This is a genomic window from Arsenicicoccus cauae (assembly GCF_009707125.1).
Lineage (GTDB): Bacteria > Actinomycetota > Actinomycetes > Actinomycetales > Dermatophilaceae > Arsenicicoccus > Arsenicicoccus cauae.
This window is the reverse complement of sequence record NZ_WLVL01000039.1, coordinates 160,917-175,835: the sequence shown is the minus strand read 5'-3', so window position 1 is coordinate 175,835 and position 14,919 is coordinate 160,917. Positions and strand designations below refer to the sequence as shown.

The window sequence follows — 14,919 nt, the reverse complement described above, 5'->3', positions numbered from 1 at the left end:
ACCCGTCAGGGGAGGCGGCGCACCGTCAGGATCTGCTCCGCCCGGCCCACCGGGCCGTGCTCGTCGTAGAGGTCTGAGGAGGTGAGCCCGAGACCGGTCTCGCCGAAGGTGACCTCGGTGTCGAAGCCCAGCCAGCCGAGCGTCGGCGTGCGGAACAGGTGGACCGTGAGGTCGACGTTGGGGAACATCCACTCGCCCGGGTGCTGCCGCACCGCGACGCCGTTGGCGGTGTCGACCAGGCCCAGCATCCGCGCCACGCCGGAGGTCTCCTCGCCGCTGACGAGGTCCAGGTCGGTGCTGATCCACACGCGGCCGCGGCCGGGCTCGCCCCCGTCCACGGACCGGAAGCTCAGCGACCCGATGAACCCGCCGCCCCAGACGCCCTCGTAGCTGCGCACCTCGACCTCGTCGTGGTGGGGCAGTCCCGCGTGGAAGCCCCCGGCGACCTCGCTGGTGTCCTGGGTGACGAGCCGCCACGCGGTGGCCCGCACGACGGCCTTGCTCCCGGCATGCAGGGTCGCCTCGACGAGCTCGATGGTCCGCCCCGGACGCACCGTCTCGCACCGCACCTCGACCTCGGAGGCGGGGATCACCCCGAGGATCTCGTAGGTGATCCGCGCCAGTTGCATGTCCTCGCGCGGCGCGTGCCGGTCGATGGCGTGCGCGAGCAGACCGGCCACGGGCCCCATGTGCTGCTCCCAGGGGTTCCAGGCGCCCTGGGCGTGCAGGGTGGGCCGGTAGCGGCCGTCGCCGAGGGCGAGGTAGTAGGCGGGGGTGGTGGAGTCCAGGAGCGCAGGGTCGGGTCGGGCGGGGTCGGCCCGGTCGGGTCGGGCGGGGTCGGCCCGGTCGGGTCGGGCGGGTTGCGCTGACGTCATGCGCCCACGCTAGACGGGCGACAGGGCCTCTGACAGCCTGTGGCCATGTCCGAGACCGAGCCCCGCCGCCGCGCCCCCGAGGGGTTGTCCATCCGCCCCGAGGACACGCGCGACCACGCGGCCGTGCGGGACCTCGTGGCGCGGGCGTTCGTCGAGGAGCCCACCGTCGCGGACCTGGTCAGCCTGCTGCGCCACGACGCCGCGGGCGAGGAGGGGCACTCCTACGTCGCCGAGATCGGTGGCGAGGTGGTGGGGCACGTCATGATGACACGGGCCTGGGTGGACGCCCTCCCCCGGCTGGTCCGCGTGCTGGTCCTGTCGCCGCTGTCGGTGGCGCCGGAGTGGCAGCCCCGCGGCATCGGAGGGTCGCTGGTCGATTACGCCCTCGCGGAGGCCGGCGGTGGCGACCACCCCCTGGTCTTCCTCGAGGGATCCCCGCTCTACTACACGAGGTTCGGCTTCCAGCGCGCCTCGCGGCTGGGGTTCGTCGCACCGTCCCGGCGCATCCCGGACCCGGCCTTCCAGGTCGTGACGCTGCCCGCCTACGAGGTGTGGATGACCGGTTCCCTGGTCTACCCCGACGTGTTCTGGCGGCTCGACGCCGTGGGGCTGCGCGGCGAGCAGCTGGAGGAGGCCGGCGCCGCCATGGGGGAGGGCGCGGAGGCCGCGCCGGGCCAGCGCAGCCCACGCGGCCGCGGCGCACGCGACCCGGTTGGGTAGGGTCGCGGCATGAGCACCCGCAACCTCCTGCGCCGCGAGGCGCAGCACCGGTCCGAGCACCTGCGGATCGCGACCTACGAGGTCGAGCTGGACCTGTCGGGCGCCGACGACCTCGCGCAGCCGACCTTTCCCACCCGCACCACTGTGACCTTCACGTCCACGACGCCGGAGACCTTCCTGGACTTCCTCGGGCCGGTCGTGCGCCGGGTCGAGGTCAACGGGACGGACGTCGAGGTGGAGCACGACGGCAACCGGGTGCAGCTGCGGGGCCTGCTCGTCGGTGGGGACGGCGTCGGCGGGGACAATGTCGTCACGGTGGAGGGCGAGAGCGCCTACTCGCGGTCCGGGGAGGGGCTGCACCGCTACCGGGACCCCGTGGACGACGAGGTCTACCTCTACACGCACTTCGAGCCGACGGACTCCCGCCGCGTCTTCGCCGGCTTCGACCAGCCAGACCTCAAGGGGCGGTTCACCGTCGTGCTGACGGGCCGCGCCGACTGGGAGCTGCTCGCGAACCAGCCTGTGGTGTCCCGGGACTCGGCCGGCACCCGGGCAGACGGGGTCGAGCTGGTGCGGCAGGTGCACGCGCCGACCCCGCCGTTGTCGACCTACATCACCTGCGTGGCCGCCGGCCGCTACCACCGGGTCGACGACGTATGGCGCGGCGGCGGCCGCGACGGGTCGTCGCTGGAGGTGCCGCTGGCCGCCCTATGCCGACGTTCCCTGGTGGGGTCCTTCGACGGCGAGCGGATCCTCGACACGACCCGGCGGGGGCTGGACTTCTTCCACGAGCACTACGACTTCCCCTATCCCTGGGGCAAGTACGACTCGGTCTTCGTCCCGGAGTACAACCTCGGCGCGATGGAGAACCCCGGGCTGGTGACCTTCCGGGACGCGGGCTACGTCTTTCAGTCCGCGGCGACCCGGTCGCAGCACGAGACCCGGTCCAACACGATCCTGCACGAGATGGCGCACATGTGGTTCGGCGACCTCGTGACCCCGCGCTGGTGGGACGACCTGTGGCTCAAGGAGTCCTTCGCGGACTACATGGGCACCGAGGCCAACGCGCGCGCAACGGAGTTCACCGACGCATGGACGCCCTTCTGCGCACGGCGCAAGGCCTGGGCCTACCTGCAGGACCAGCTCCCGACGACACACCCGGTCGTTGCGGACATCCCCGACGTCGAGGCCGCCAAGCAGAACTTCGACGGGATCACCTACGCCAAGGGCGCGTCCGTGCTCAAGCAGCTCGTGGCCTACGTCGGCAAGGAGGCCTTCTTCGCTGGCGCACGGTCCTACTTCCGGGACCACGCCTACTCCTCGGCCGGGCTCGTGGACCTGCTCGCCGCCCTGGAGGCGGCCTCGGGCCGCGACCTCGGCGGGTGGAGCCGGCTGTGGCTGCGGACGGCGGGGATCGGCACGCTGACGCCGCAGTACGTGGAGCGCGACGGGGTCGTCGAGCGGCTGGTGCTGCGGCAGGAGGCGGTGGACGCGATGACGGGGGAGCCGGTGACGCGCCCCCACCGCCTCGTCGTGGGTCTGTATGCCCTGCAGGGTGACTCGCTGCAGCGCACCTCGCGGATCGAGCTCGACCTGGTCACCGACGAGCACGAGGTGACCGAGGCGGTCGGCCTGCCGGTGCCGGACCTGGTCGTGGTCAACGACGACGACCTCACCTATGCCAAGGTGCGGCTCGACGACCGGTCGCTCGCCACCGTGCGCGGGCACCTGAGCTCGATCTCGTCGTCGCTCACCCGCGCCGTGCTCTGGTCGGCGCTGTGGAACTCCTGCCGCGACGGCGAGCTGCCCGCCGAGGACTACGTGCGGCTGGTGCTCGACCACGGGCCCCGCGAGGAGGACGTGGCACTGCTCGCCACCGTGACCGCCAACGCCCAGACGGCGGTCGAGGCCTATGCCCCTCCCGCCTCCCGCCCCTCGACCCGTGAGGCCTTCCTCGACGGGGTGGTGCGCGAGCTCGAGGCGGCCGAGCCGGGGTCCGGCGCCCAGCTGGTGTGGGCGCGGGTGCTCGCCTCGGGGTCGGCCACCAGCCCCCGCCATGCCGACCACGTGCGGTCGCTGCTCGAGGGCCACGTCGAGATCGAGGGCCTGGCCCTGGACCCCGAGCTCCGCTGGGCCTTCCTGCAGTCGCTGGCCGCCCAGGACCGGGTCGCGCCGAGCCAGCTGGACGCCGAGATGCAGCAGGACCGCACGTCGCTGGCGCCGGTGCGGCACCGGGCGGCGCTCGCGTCATACCCCCGGGCCGAGATCAAGCGCGAGGCCTTCCGCACCGTCGTCGAGGACACCGGCCTGACCAACGACCTGGTCACGGCGTGGACCACGGGCTACGCCCAGCCGGGTCACGCCTCGCTGACGGCCGACCTCGTCCCCGCGTACTTCGCTGCGCTGGAAGGCATCTGGGACTCCCGCAGTCAGGAGCTCGCCTCGCGCGCGGTGCTCGGGCTGTTTCCTCGCGGCGTCGACCTCGACCCCGGCCAGGAGCCCGAGGCGCACCCCGTCCCGGTCGCGGCGCAGGCGTGGCTCGACGAGCACCCGTCGGCGCCGGGCGGGTTGCGGCGCCTCGTCATCGAGCAGCGCGACCACGTGCTGCGCGCGCTGCGCGCCCAGACCTGCCGGGGGTAGGCCCGGTAGGTTCGAGGCATGACGCCCATCACCGGGGAGACCTACCGGATCTCCGTCCTCACGCCGCACCTGGTCCGGCTCGAGCAGTCCCCCGGCGGGCGGTTCGAGGACCGGCCCACCCAGGTCGTGCTGCACCGCGACCTGGGTGACGTCGAGGCCGAGGTCACACGCACGACCCGGGGCATCGAGGTGGTCACCGACGGCTTCCACCTCAGCTATGACGAGCGGCCGTTCAGCCCAGAGGGGCTGTCTCTGCAGGTGCGCGGGGGGGTGTCCAGCTACCACTCAGTATGGCGCTACGGCGAGCCCTTCGAGACGCTCGGGGGCACGGCGCGCACCCTGGACAAGGCCGACGGCGAGATCCCGTTGGAGCCAGGAGTGTTGTCCCGCAACGGTTTCGCCGTCCTGGACGACTCCCGTTCGCTCGTGCAGGTCCCGCGCGACGACCAGGTCGGGCTGGAGCCCCGACCAGCCGACACCCTCGACCTCTACGTCTTCGCCCACGGCCGCGACTACCGCGCGGCGCTGCGCGACTACTACGCCCTCACCGGCCCCACGCCGCTGGTCCCCCGGTACGCCCTCGGCAACTGGTGGAGCCGCTACCACCGCTACTCCGACGACGAGTACCGTCGTCTGGTCGAGAGGTTCGCTGCGGAGCGGCTGCCCTTCTCGGTCGCCGTGCTCGACATGGACTGGCACATCACGGATCCCGATCCTCGGTTCGGGAGTGGCTGGACGGGCTACACCTTCGACCCGGAGCTGTTCCCCGACCCGGCAGGCTTCCTCGCCTGGCTGCACGACCGGGGGATGCGGGTCACGCTCAACGACCACCCGGCGGACGGGGTGCGGGCCTTCGAGGAGGCCTACCCACGCATGGCCAAGGCCTTGGGCGTGGACCCGGCGACGGAGGCCCCGCTGACCTTCGACGTCACCGACGACCGTTATCTCGCGGCGTTCTTCGAGCACGTGGCGCACCCGCTCGAGCGCCTCGGCGTCGACTTCTGGTGGATCGACTGGCAGTCCGGGCCCTACTCCCGCCTCCCCGGCCTGGACCCGCTGTGGGCGCTCAACGACCGCCACTTCCGCGAGCTCGCCTCGACGGGGACCCGGCCGATGATCTTCAGCCGCTACGCGGGGCCGGGGTCGCACCGCTACCCGGTGGGATTCTCCGGCGACACGGTGATCTCGTGGGCGTCGCTGGCCTTCCAGCCCGCCTTCACCGCGACGGCGTCCAACATCGGCTACGGCTGGTGGAGCCACGACGTCGGCGGCCACATGTGGGGCGTCAAGGACGACGAGCTGGCCGTCCGCTGGCTGCAGCTCGGCGTCATGTCGCCCATCACCCGCCTGCACAGCGCCGCCAACCCGTTCAACGGCAAGGAGCCGTGGCGCCACGGCCCGCTCGCCGAGCGAGTCATGGGGGAGTGGTTGCGGTTTCGTCACCGCCTCGTGCCCTACCTCTACACGATGGCCGAGCGCGCCACGGCGCAGGGCAGGCCCCTCGTGGAGCCGCTCTACCACGAGCACCCCTGGCGCGAGGAGGCCTACGAGGCGCGCACCACCTACCTGTTCGGCTCCGAGCTGCTCGTCGCACCGATCACCGAGCCCGGCGACGCGCGGTGCGGGCTGGGGCGCGTCGTGACCTGGCTGCCGCCCGGCGACTGGTGGGACGTCGCCACGGGCTGGCGGTATGCCGGCGACCGCCGCCTCCTCGCCTACCGCGACCTGTCGACGATCCCCGTGCTGGCGCGGGCGGGAGCCATCCTGCCGCTGGCCGTGGACGGCGGCGAGGACTTCTCCGTCGACGAGGCTAACGACGTCGAGATTCGTTGCTACGCAGGCGCAGACGGCGCATTCACGCTCTACGAGGACGACGGCGCCCCCGAGGCGGCGCTGCGGGCCGCGCGCACACCGATCCACCTCGACTGGGCGGCCCGTACGGCCGTGGTCGGACCCACCGAGGGCGCGACCGACGTCGTGCCCGCCTCGCGCACCTGGCGGCTCGCGGTCGTGGGGGTGCCCGCGGGCACGCGCCTCGCGATCACGGTGGACGGGGTCCCGGTGGAGGCCGAGACGGTGACCGACGAGGGACGGCATACGGTCGTCGCCGTCGTCACGGAGGTGACTCCCGACCAGCGCGTCGAGGCCCGGATCCTCGGTGCAGATCGGCTGGCCGACAACGACGTCCACGCCGCGACCTATGCCGTTCTCGACGCCGCGCAGGTGGAGTTCGAGACCAAGTCCGCTGCGCTGCAGGTGATCACGTCAGGCGCGGCGCCGGCGCACTTCGTCTCGCAGCTCATGGCCCTCCCGCTGGACGAGGCGCTCCTCGGGCGCCTGGTCGAGCTGGTGACGGCCTCGTGAGCGTGAGGTTGGGCGGCACGAGCGGAGGGAGGGTGCCGTGCGACGCGTGACGACGAGCCTCGCGGGGGCGGTGGCGACGGTCCTCACCCTGGGGACGGCGGCCGGGTGCACCACCGACACCCCGGGCCCGCAGGACGTGGCCCGGCGGTATGCCGAGGGTCTGGCCCGCCTCGACCTGGCCGGCGTGCCCCTCGACGGCGCGGACGCCGCCACCGCGACGACCCGCCTGACCGCCCTGACCAGACCCCTCGCCACCGCCAAGCCGCAGGTCAGCGTCCGGCAGGCCGGCCCCGACGAGGGGGACTCCACGACCGCCCGCCTCGCGGTGACCTGGCCCGGGACGGGGGCCGAGCCCTGGACCTACGAGACGACCCTGCCGCTGGTCAGGCGGGACGGCGCCTGGCGCGCCCGGTGGAGCCCGGCGACGGTCGTCCCGGGGGCGGTCGACGGCGACACCCTTCGCGTGCAGCGCCTCCCGGCCGAGCGGGGGCGCATCCTGGGGGCCGGCGGCACCGCCATCGTCCAGCCGCGCCCGGTGCGCCGGATCGGCGTGGACAAGGCGCGGGTCACCCCCGAGCAGGCGCTCGCGGCGGCGCCCAAGGTCGCGGCCTTCGCCGGGCTCGGCGACGTCGCCGCCTACACCGAGCGGGTCCGGGCGGCCGGTCCCCGGGCCTTCGTCGAGGCGATCGTGCTCCGCCAGGGTGACCCCACCCTGGCTCGGCTGGACGCCCTGACGGCCTCGGCACCCGGGGTGGGCGTCGTGGACGCGGAGCTCCCGCTGGCCCCTACCCGCACGTTCGCCACGCCGATCCTCGGCACCGTGGGCGAGGCCACCGCCGAGATCGTCGAGCGGTCCCAGGGGGCGATCGTGGCCGGGGACGTGGTCGGCCTCTCCGGCCTGCAGCAGGCGCAGGACGCGACGCTGCGCGGCACGCCGGGGCTCGCGGTCTCGCTCGTGCATGCCGGCACCGCCACCCCCGTCCACAGCACGCAGCCCGTCGCGGGCCGGGACGTCACGACGACGCTCGACGTGGCCCGGCAGACCCGCGCCGAGCAGCTGCTGGCCCAGGTCGCACCCGCCAGCGCGATCGTGGCGATCAAGCCCTCCACCGGCGAGGTCGTGGCGGCGGCGAGCGGCCCCGGAGGACAGGGCTACTCGACCGCCACGCTCGGGAGGTACGCCCCGGGGTCGACGTTCAAGGTCGTCAGCGCGCTCGCGCTGCTGCGCGCCGGCCTGACCCCCACCACCACCGTCCCGTGCACCCCCACCGTCACCGTCGACGGCAAGCCCTTCGAGAACTACGACGCCTACCCCGCCGACGGCCTCGGCCAGGTGCCCCTCTCGACCGCCTTCGCGAAGTCCTGCAACACCGCCTTCGTCGCCTCGCGCGACAAGGCCGCCGGGGACGCGCTGCCGCAGGCCGCCGCCTCGCTCGGGCTGACCGCGACCCCGTCCGCCGGCGTGCCCGCCTACCTCGGCGGGGTGCCGGCGCCGGGCAACCAGGTCGAGGCCGCCGCCGAGATGATCGGCCAGGGCGAGATCACGGCGAGCCCGCTCGGGATGGCCACCGTGGTCGCCGGCGTGGTCAAGGGCGGACCGGTGACCCCGCGGATCGTCATACCCACCAACGAGACCGGCGCCACGACGCCCCCCAGCCCGCCGGCCCAGCCCGTCACCCCCACCGAGGCGGCCACCCTGCGCGCCCTCATGCGCGGCGTCGTCACGGGCGGCAGCGGCGAGGCGCTCGCGGACCTGCCCGGCGAGGTCATCGCCAAGACGGGCACCGCGGAGTTCGGCACCACGAGCCCACCCAGGCTGCACGCCTGGATGGTCGCGGCCCGGGGCGACCTCGCGGTGGCGGTCTTCGTCGACGAGGGGGAGGGCGGGTCGCGCACGGCCGGGCCCATCCTCGAGGCCTACCTGAAGGGATGAGGAGTCATGAGCACGCACACCCGCACCACCTCGGCCCCCGCCTCCTCCCCGTGGGCGCTGTATGACGGCCTCACGGCGCTGGTGCCTCGCGGCATCACCGTCACGACCTGCGTGGTGTCACGCTGGGCGCTGGTCGAGACCGACGCCGACGGGGCCGGCCTGTCGAGCGTGCCCGCCGACGGACGGGACGACCCGCACGGGCCGCAGGACGTGGTCGGCCAGGACCTCGCCGACGTGGCCGCGCTCGTGCGCTCGTGGGACCGCCGCCTCGCCGCGATCGGGCTCGCCGCGATCAACGCCTGGTGCAACACCCAGGAGCGGCTCGAGGCGCACGCCGGTGACGTGATCGACTGGGACGCCTCGGCGTTCGAGCGCGCCGACCAGCTCGTCGAGGGGCGGCGGGTCGCTGTGGTGGGACGCTTCCGCCACCTCGACCAGCTCGCCTCCCGCTGCGACCTCACGGTCCTCGAGCGCCAGCCGCAGGGCGACGACCTGCCCGACGCGGCAGCGGAGTTCGTGCTGCCCGAGGTCGACCACGCGTTCCTCACCAGCATGACCCTGGCCACCAAGACGCTGCCGCGCCTGCTCGAGCTGAGCCGCGACGCCCGCACCACCCTCGTCGGGCCGAGCACGCCGCTCGCGCCGGAGGTGTTCGCCGGCCGGGTCGACGAGATCAGCGGGTCGCTCGTCTACGACGCCCCGTGGTGCCGCCGTGCGCTGATGCAGGGCCAGGGCATGGCCTCGATGCGGGGTGCGCTGACGCTGTTCAACCTCCGCGTGCGCGCCTGACCCTGCCCCCACGGAGGGGCCGCTCAGGGGCAGCGGACGACCTGTCCGGCATACGCCAGCCCGCCACCGAAGCCGAAGAGCAGGATCGGCGCACCGCTCGGCACCCGGCCGCTGCGCACCAGCTTGGACAGGGCCAGGGGCACGCTCGCCGCCGAGGTGTTGCCCGACTCGACCACGTCGGTCGACACGACCGCGTCGACCGCGCCGATCCTGGCCGCGAGCGGCTCGATGATCCGCAGGTTGGCCTGGTGCAGGACGATCGCGCCGAGCTCGCTCGGTGCGATGCCGGCGCGGTCGCAGATCTGACGGGCGATGGCTGGCAACTCCGTCGTCGTCCAGCGAAAGACGGCCTGGCCCTGCTGGCTGAACCCGTCGGGAAGCTCCTTGATCACCACGGCGTCGCCCATGTCGGGCACCGACCCCCACACGACCGGGCTCACGCGGGGCTCCGGGGACGCCTCGACCACCACGGCGCCGGCGCCGTCACCCACGAGGATGCAGGTCGTGCGGTCGCTCCAGTCGATGAAGTCGGTGAACTTGTCGACGCCGACGACGACGGCGCGGGTCGCGCTGCCGGTGGCGATGGCCTGGTCCGCGAGCGCCAGGGCGTGGCAGAAGCCCGAGCAGACGGCGTTGACGTCCATGACGGCGGGGGTGGTCCCGAGCCCCAGCCGGCGCGCCACCTGCGCGGCGGTGCTCGGGGAGCGGTCGTGGTTGGTGCAGGTCGCGACGATGACGAGGTCGATGCCGGCCGGGTCGATCCCCTTGTCCTGCAAGGCATCTCGCGCCGCATTGGTGGCCATGTCGGCGACCGTCTCGTCCGGGGCGGCCACGCGGCGCTGGGCGATGCCGACCCGGCGGGTGATCCACTCGTCGCTGGTGTCGACCAGGCGGGACAGCTCCTCGTTGTCCAGGATGCGCTCGGGCTGGTAGTGGCCCACAGACACGATGCTCGAACCGGACACGGGTGGGCTCCTCGGGCAACGGTGGACGGGTGCGTCGGTCCGCCCCAGCATGCGCGTTACCCGGGGGTACGCAGAATCGGCGTCGTCCTGCGGGAGGTCGACGGATCGTGGCGAGGCGCCGGCCCTGAGGTCTTACCCCCTGTGGCGTAACGGGCGGGGGCGTCATACGCTCGCGAGGCGACCAACGTCGGTCGCACGCCATCTCTGGGAGGAACCGTGCACAAGCACACACGAACCGGTCGGGGCAGACCGGTCATCGTCTCGGCGGCTGCCGCAGCCGTCGCCTTCGGCCCCCTGACCATCGCCGGCGCACCGGCGGTCGCCGCGGGCCAGGGCTCCGCCGAGCTCTACATCGTCCAGGTGCAGGGCGCACCGCTCGCCACCTACACCGGCGGGGTCGAGGGGATCCCCGCCACCAAGCCCGGCAAGGGCAAGAAGGTCAAGGTCAGGTCCAGCGCCGGACAGCGCTACGCCCAGCACCTCAAGGCCGACCACACCGACACGCTCGAGGCCGCGGGGGTTCCGGCCTCGGCGAAGACACGCGACTACACCACCTCCTTCAACGGCATGGCCGTGCGTCTCACGCCCGCTCAGGCGGCCAAGCTCGAGAAGTCCGGCGACGTCGTGCGCGTGTGGAAGAACGAGATCCGCACCGCGGACACCAACACCACGCCGCAGTTCCTGGGCCTGGACGGTCCGAACGGCGTGTGGCAGAAGCAGTTCGGCGGCAACGCCAACTCCGGCTCCGGGATGATCATCGGCGTCATCGACTCCGGCATCTGGCCCGAGAACCCGTCCTTCGCGCCGCTCGCCGACCCGACCGACCAGTGGCGCATCGACCAGAACTGGAACGGCGTCTGCGACGGCGGCACCGGCCCCGACAAGGTCACCTGCAACAACAAGCTGATCGGCGCGCGTGCCTACTACAGCGCCTCCACGGTCGAGCCCTTCGAGTTCAAGACGCCGCGCGGCTACAACGACCACGGCACCCACACGGCCGGCACCGCCGCCGGCAACTACGGGGTCCCCGCCTCGATCAACGGCATCTCCGTCGGCACGATCTCCGGTATGGCGCCCGCCGCCCGCATCGCGGCGTACAAGGCGCTGTGGGCGACCCCCGACGGCCGCGCGAGCGGCGCGACCGTCGACCTCGTCGCGGCGATCGACCAGGCCGTCGCGGACGGCGTCGACGTCATCAACTACTCGGTGTCGGGCTCGAGCGTCTACTCCGTGACCCCGGACGAGGTGGCCTTCTTCAACGCCGCCGACGCGGGCGTCTTCGTCTCCGCCTCGGCCGGCAACTCCGGCGACACCGTGGGCGAGTCGTCGGTCGCGCACAACTCACCGTGGGAGATGACGGTGGCCGCCAGCACGGCCCCCAAGGCCGTCAGCAAGAAGCTCACGCTGGGCAACGGCCAGACCTACACCGGTGTGGGCACCGGCGGCAAGGTCGGCCCGGCGACGGTCATCGACTCCGAGAAGGCGGGCCTGCCGGGCGCGGACCCGGCCAAGGTCAGGTACTGCTACTCGGACGCCGACGACAACCACGGCAACGGCATCACGCCGGTCCTGGACCCCGCCAAGACCAAGGGCAAGATCGTCCTGTGCACCCGCGGCGGCAACGCCCGCGTCGACAAGGGCGAGGCGGTCAAGGCGGCCGGCGGCATCGGCATGATCCAGGTCAACACCTCGGACGCGCAGTCGCTCAACGCCGACTTCACGCCGGTCCCCATGGTCCACCTCAACGCCACGGACGGCTCCAAGGTCAAGGCCTACGTCAACGGTGACGCCAACCCCACCGCGACGATCGGCGACCCCTACCTCGACCCGGCCGCGCGCAACCCGCAGATGGCGGGCTTCTCGTCATACGGCCCGTCCCTCGCCGGCGGTGGTGACCTGCTCAAGCCCGACATCACCGCCCCGGGCGTCGACATCATCGCCGCGGTCTCGCCCAAGGCGGACGGTCACAACAACTTCAACTCGATGTCCGGCACCTCGATGTCGGCCCCGCACATCGCCGGCATCGCCGCGCTCATCAAGCAGGCCCACCCGGAGTGGACCTGGTCCCCGATGGCCGTGAAGTCCGCGATGATGACGACGGCGACCACCCAGGACGACAAGGGGCTGCCGATCCAGCGCAGCGGCGAGAACGCCACCCCGCTGGACTACGGCGCCGGCCACGTCCGTCCGGCCCAGGCCCTCAACCCGGGTCTGGTCTACGACTCCTACTCGCCCGACTGGCTGATGTACCTCTGCGGCATCAAGCAGCTCGAGCTCGTCCAGGCGCCGGGCACCTGCGACCGGGTCGGCACCATCGACCCGAGCAACCTCAACTACCCGAGCATCGCGATCGGCGACCTGGCCGGCTCGCAGACGGTCACCCGCTACGTGCGCAACGTCGAGAGCAAGACCGCGACCTACAAGGCGCGCGTCCAGCAGCCGACCGGCGTGAGCGTCAAGGTCGAGCCGGCGGTCCTCACCGTCAAGCCGGGTGAGACCAAGAAGTTCACGGTCACCTTCACCCGCACCGCGGCGCAGATGGACCAGTACGGCTTCGGCGCGCTCACCTGGCAGGGCAACCGCGGCCAGGTCGTCCGCAGCCCGCTCGCGATCCGTCCGGTGGCCCTGGCCGCCAGCACCGGCGAGATCAAGAGCACGGCGACGTCCGGCTCCGAGGTCGTCGCGATCACGCCCGGCTACTCGGGCACGCTGACCGCCAAGCCGGCCGGCGCGATCCCGTCGCAGGTCAGCACCGGCACCGTCGCCAAGGGCGCCGTGCTCACGACGACCGTGCAGGTGCCGGCCGGCACCAAGGCCGCGCGCTTCGCCACCTTCGACGCCGACTACCCCCAGGGTGTCGACATCGACCTGGTCGTCAAGAAGGACGGCAAGGAGATCGGCACCAGCGGCGAGGCCACGGCGCAGGAGCAGGTCACGCTCATGGACCCCGCTGCCGGCACCTACACGGTCGAGGCCAAGCTCTTTGCCGGGGCGGACTCGCTCGCGGTCAAGCAGCACTCGTTCGTGCTGGGCGACAAGGCCGAGGGCAACCTGACGGCCACCCCGGCCGCGCAGTCCGTGACGATGGCTCGGCCGACCAGCGTGACCGCCGCGTGGAAGGGCCTGACCGCGGGGCAGCACTACTTCGGTGCGATCTCGCTCGGCAACGGCACGACCACGGTCAAGGACGTCCTGGTCAGCCTGGACCCCCAGTGATCTCGGCCCGCTGAGTCGACGAGGGCCCGTCACCTCCCGCGAGGAGGGGGCGGGCCCTTCGTCGTCCCCGCGTCGATCAGCGCGTCGTGACCAGGCCGTGCAGGTCGGGGAGCACGAGGTCGGCACCCGCCGCGCGGAGCTCGTCCGCGGAGAAGCTCGTGGTCACGCCGACGACGGTCCCGGCGCCGGCGGACCGACCCGCGCGGACGCCCGCGGGGGTGTCCTCGGCGACCAGGCAGTCCTCGGGCCGGACCCCGAGGGTGCGTATGGCGAGCAGGTAGCCGTCGGGAGCCGGCTTGCCGTCGGTGACGTCCTCGCGGGTCACCATCGCCGCGAACCGCCCCGCGCCGCCGAGGATCTCGAGCGCGGTGCGGGCCCAGCGGCGGTCGGCCGAGGTGACGAGCACGCACGGGATCCCCCGCGAGCAGGCGTCGTCGACCAGCTCGCGGGCGCCCTCGACCGGCTCGGGGAGCAGGTCGTGGGGGTGGTGCGAGGCGACCTCGTGAAGGAGCGCGGTCGGGTCCTCGCCGGACCACGGCCCCGGGGTGCCGGCGAAGACGTCGTCCGGACGACGCCCGGTGAACTGCGCCAGCAGGGCGTCGTCGTGCTCCCACCCGCGGGCGCCGAAGAACCGCCGGTAGGTCTCGCGGTGCACGGGCTCGGAGTCGACGAGGGTGCCGTCGAGGTCGAGCAGCAGCGCGGCGGGAGGCCTCAGGCCGGCCACGTCAGCAGCCTCTGCCCGACGGCGACCTGCTCGCCGGCCCGGTCGGCGGGCACGGCACCGGCCGGCTGGTCCAGGACGCACACCATGACGATGGGGGAGCGGTCGCCGGCCTCGACGGTGGCGGGGTCCCAGCGGACCACGACGTCACCTGCCTCGACGTGGGTGCCCTCGGTCGCGACGACCTCGAAGCCCTCGCCGCCGAGCTGGACGGTGTCGATGCCCAGGTGGACGAGCACGGCAATGCCGCCGTCGCCGTCGCCGGCGATGGCGAAGGCGTGCGGGTGGAGCTTGGCGATCGTGCCGGTGATCGGTGCGACGGCCGTCTGCGGCTCGCGGGTGGGGTCGACGGCTAGGCCGGGGCCCACCATCTCGGCGGCGAAGACGGGGTCGGGGACCTCGGACAGCGGTCGGATCGTCCCGGCCGCCGGGCTGAGGACGTCCGTCACAGCAGGTCCTCGATGTCCTCGGCGAGGTTGTCGGCCTCGGGGCCGACGACGACCTGCACGACCGTGCCGGCGACGACCACGCCGTGCGCGCCGGCGGCCTTGAGGGCGGCCTGGTCGACGACGGAGGCGTCCTTGACCTCCGTGCGCAGGCGCGTGATGCACGGCTCGATCTCGACGATGTTGGCGGCGCCGCCGAGGGCGGCGAGGATGTGCTCGGCCTTGCTCATGTCAGGGTCGGTCCTTTCGG

11 protein-coding genes are annotated in these 14,919 nt (G+C 73.1%); 6 read left to right on the top strand and 5 right to left on the bottom strand.

Features of this window, described 5'->3' with window-relative positions; genetic code table 11:
* Nucleotides 1–5: 5 nt before the first annotated feature.
* Entirely contained in the window at nt 6–875 is an 870-nt protein-coding gene (locus tag GGG17_RS11285) for a thioesterase family protein (protein WP_154593811.1), read from the bottom strand.
* Nucleotides 876–920: 45 nt separating this feature from the next.
* On the opposite strand from GGG17_RS11285, the gene GGG17_RS11280 reads away from it, so the two are divergent.
* The 5 genes from GGG17_RS11280 to GGG17_RS11260 are packed head-to-tail and all read left to right on the top strand — an operon-like array spanning nt 921 to nt 9,321.
* A complete protein-coding gene (locus tag GGG17_RS11280) occupies nt 921–1,595 on the top strand; it encodes a GNAT family N-acetyltransferase (RefSeq protein WP_154593810.1) in 675 nt (224 codons plus the stop codon).
* Nucleotides 1,596–1,604: 9 nt separating this feature from the next.
* Complete coding sequence (gene pepN, locus GGG17_RS11275) at nt 1,605–4,235, top strand: aminopeptidase N (protein ID WP_154593809.1); 2,631 nt, start codon at nt 1,605–1,607, stop codon at nt 4,233–4,235.
* A gap of 18 nt (nt 4,236–4,253) precedes the next feature.
* Entirely contained in the window at nt 4,254–6,599 is a 2,346-nt protein-coding gene (locus GGG17_RS11270; protein ID WP_154593808.1) for a glycoside hydrolase family 31 protein, read from the top strand.
* 46 nt (nt 6,600–6,645) lie between these two features.
* Nucleotides 6,646–8,532: a penicillin-binding transpeptidase domain-containing protein gene (locus GGG17_RS11265; protein WP_311966626.1), complete on the top strand. Its 1,887-nt coding sequence runs from the start codon at nt 6,646–6,648 to the stop codon at nt 8,530–8,532.
* A gap of 6 nt (nt 8,533–8,538) precedes the next feature.
* Nucleotides 8,539–9,321 (top strand): Rossmann-like domain-containing protein, encoded by a 783-nt coding sequence (locus GGG17_RS11260; RefSeq protein WP_154593807.1) that lies wholly within the window; start codon nt 8,539–8,541, stop codon nt 9,319–9,321.
* A 23-nt stretch (nt 9,322–9,344) separates the two neighbouring features.
* Here GGG17_RS11260 and GGG17_RS11255 read toward each other — a convergent pair whose 3' ends face one another.
* Nucleotides 9,345–10,286: a beta-ketoacyl-ACP synthase III gene (locus GGG17_RS11255; protein ID WP_311966625.1), complete on the bottom strand. Its 942-nt coding sequence runs from the start codon at nt 10,284–10,286 to the stop codon at nt 9,345–9,347.
* Between the two features lie 216 nt (nt 10,287–10,502).
* On the opposite strand from GGG17_RS11255, the gene GGG17_RS11250 reads away from it, so the two are divergent.
* Nucleotides 10,503–13,502, top strand: coding sequence for a S8 family peptidase (locus GGG17_RS11250; protein WP_311966624.1), 3,000 nt, complete (start codon nt 10,503–10,505; stop codon nt 13,500–13,502).
* Between the two features lie 76 nt (nt 13,503–13,578).
* Here GGG17_RS11250 and GGG17_RS11245 read toward each other — a convergent pair whose 3' ends face one another.
* From GGG17_RS11245 to GGG17_RS11235, 3 genes are read right to left on the bottom strand one after another with little or no spacing between them, the layout of a single operon-like run.
* Complete coding sequence (locus tag GGG17_RS11245; protein ID WP_195849216.1) at nt 13,579–14,226, bottom strand: HAD family hydrolase; 648 nt, start codon at nt 14,224–14,226, stop codon at nt 13,579–13,581.
* On the bottom strand, nt 14,214–14,672 hold the full coding sequence (locus GGG17_RS11240; protein WP_311966623.1) for a PTS sugar transporter subunit IIA: 459 nt from the start codon (nt 14,670–14,672) through the stop codon (nt 14,214–14,216). The genes GGG17_RS11245 and GGG17_RS11240 overlap by 13 nt, the downstream gene beginning before the upstream one ends.
* Nucleotides 14,669–14,899, bottom strand: coding sequence for a PTS sugar transporter subunit IIB (locus GGG17_RS11235; protein WP_154593804.1), 231 nt, complete (start codon nt 14,897–14,899; stop codon nt 14,669–14,671). Before GGG17_RS11235 ends, GGG17_RS11240 begins: the two co-directional genes overlap by 4 nt.
* Between the last annotated feature and the right edge of the window lie 20 nt (nt 14,900–14,919).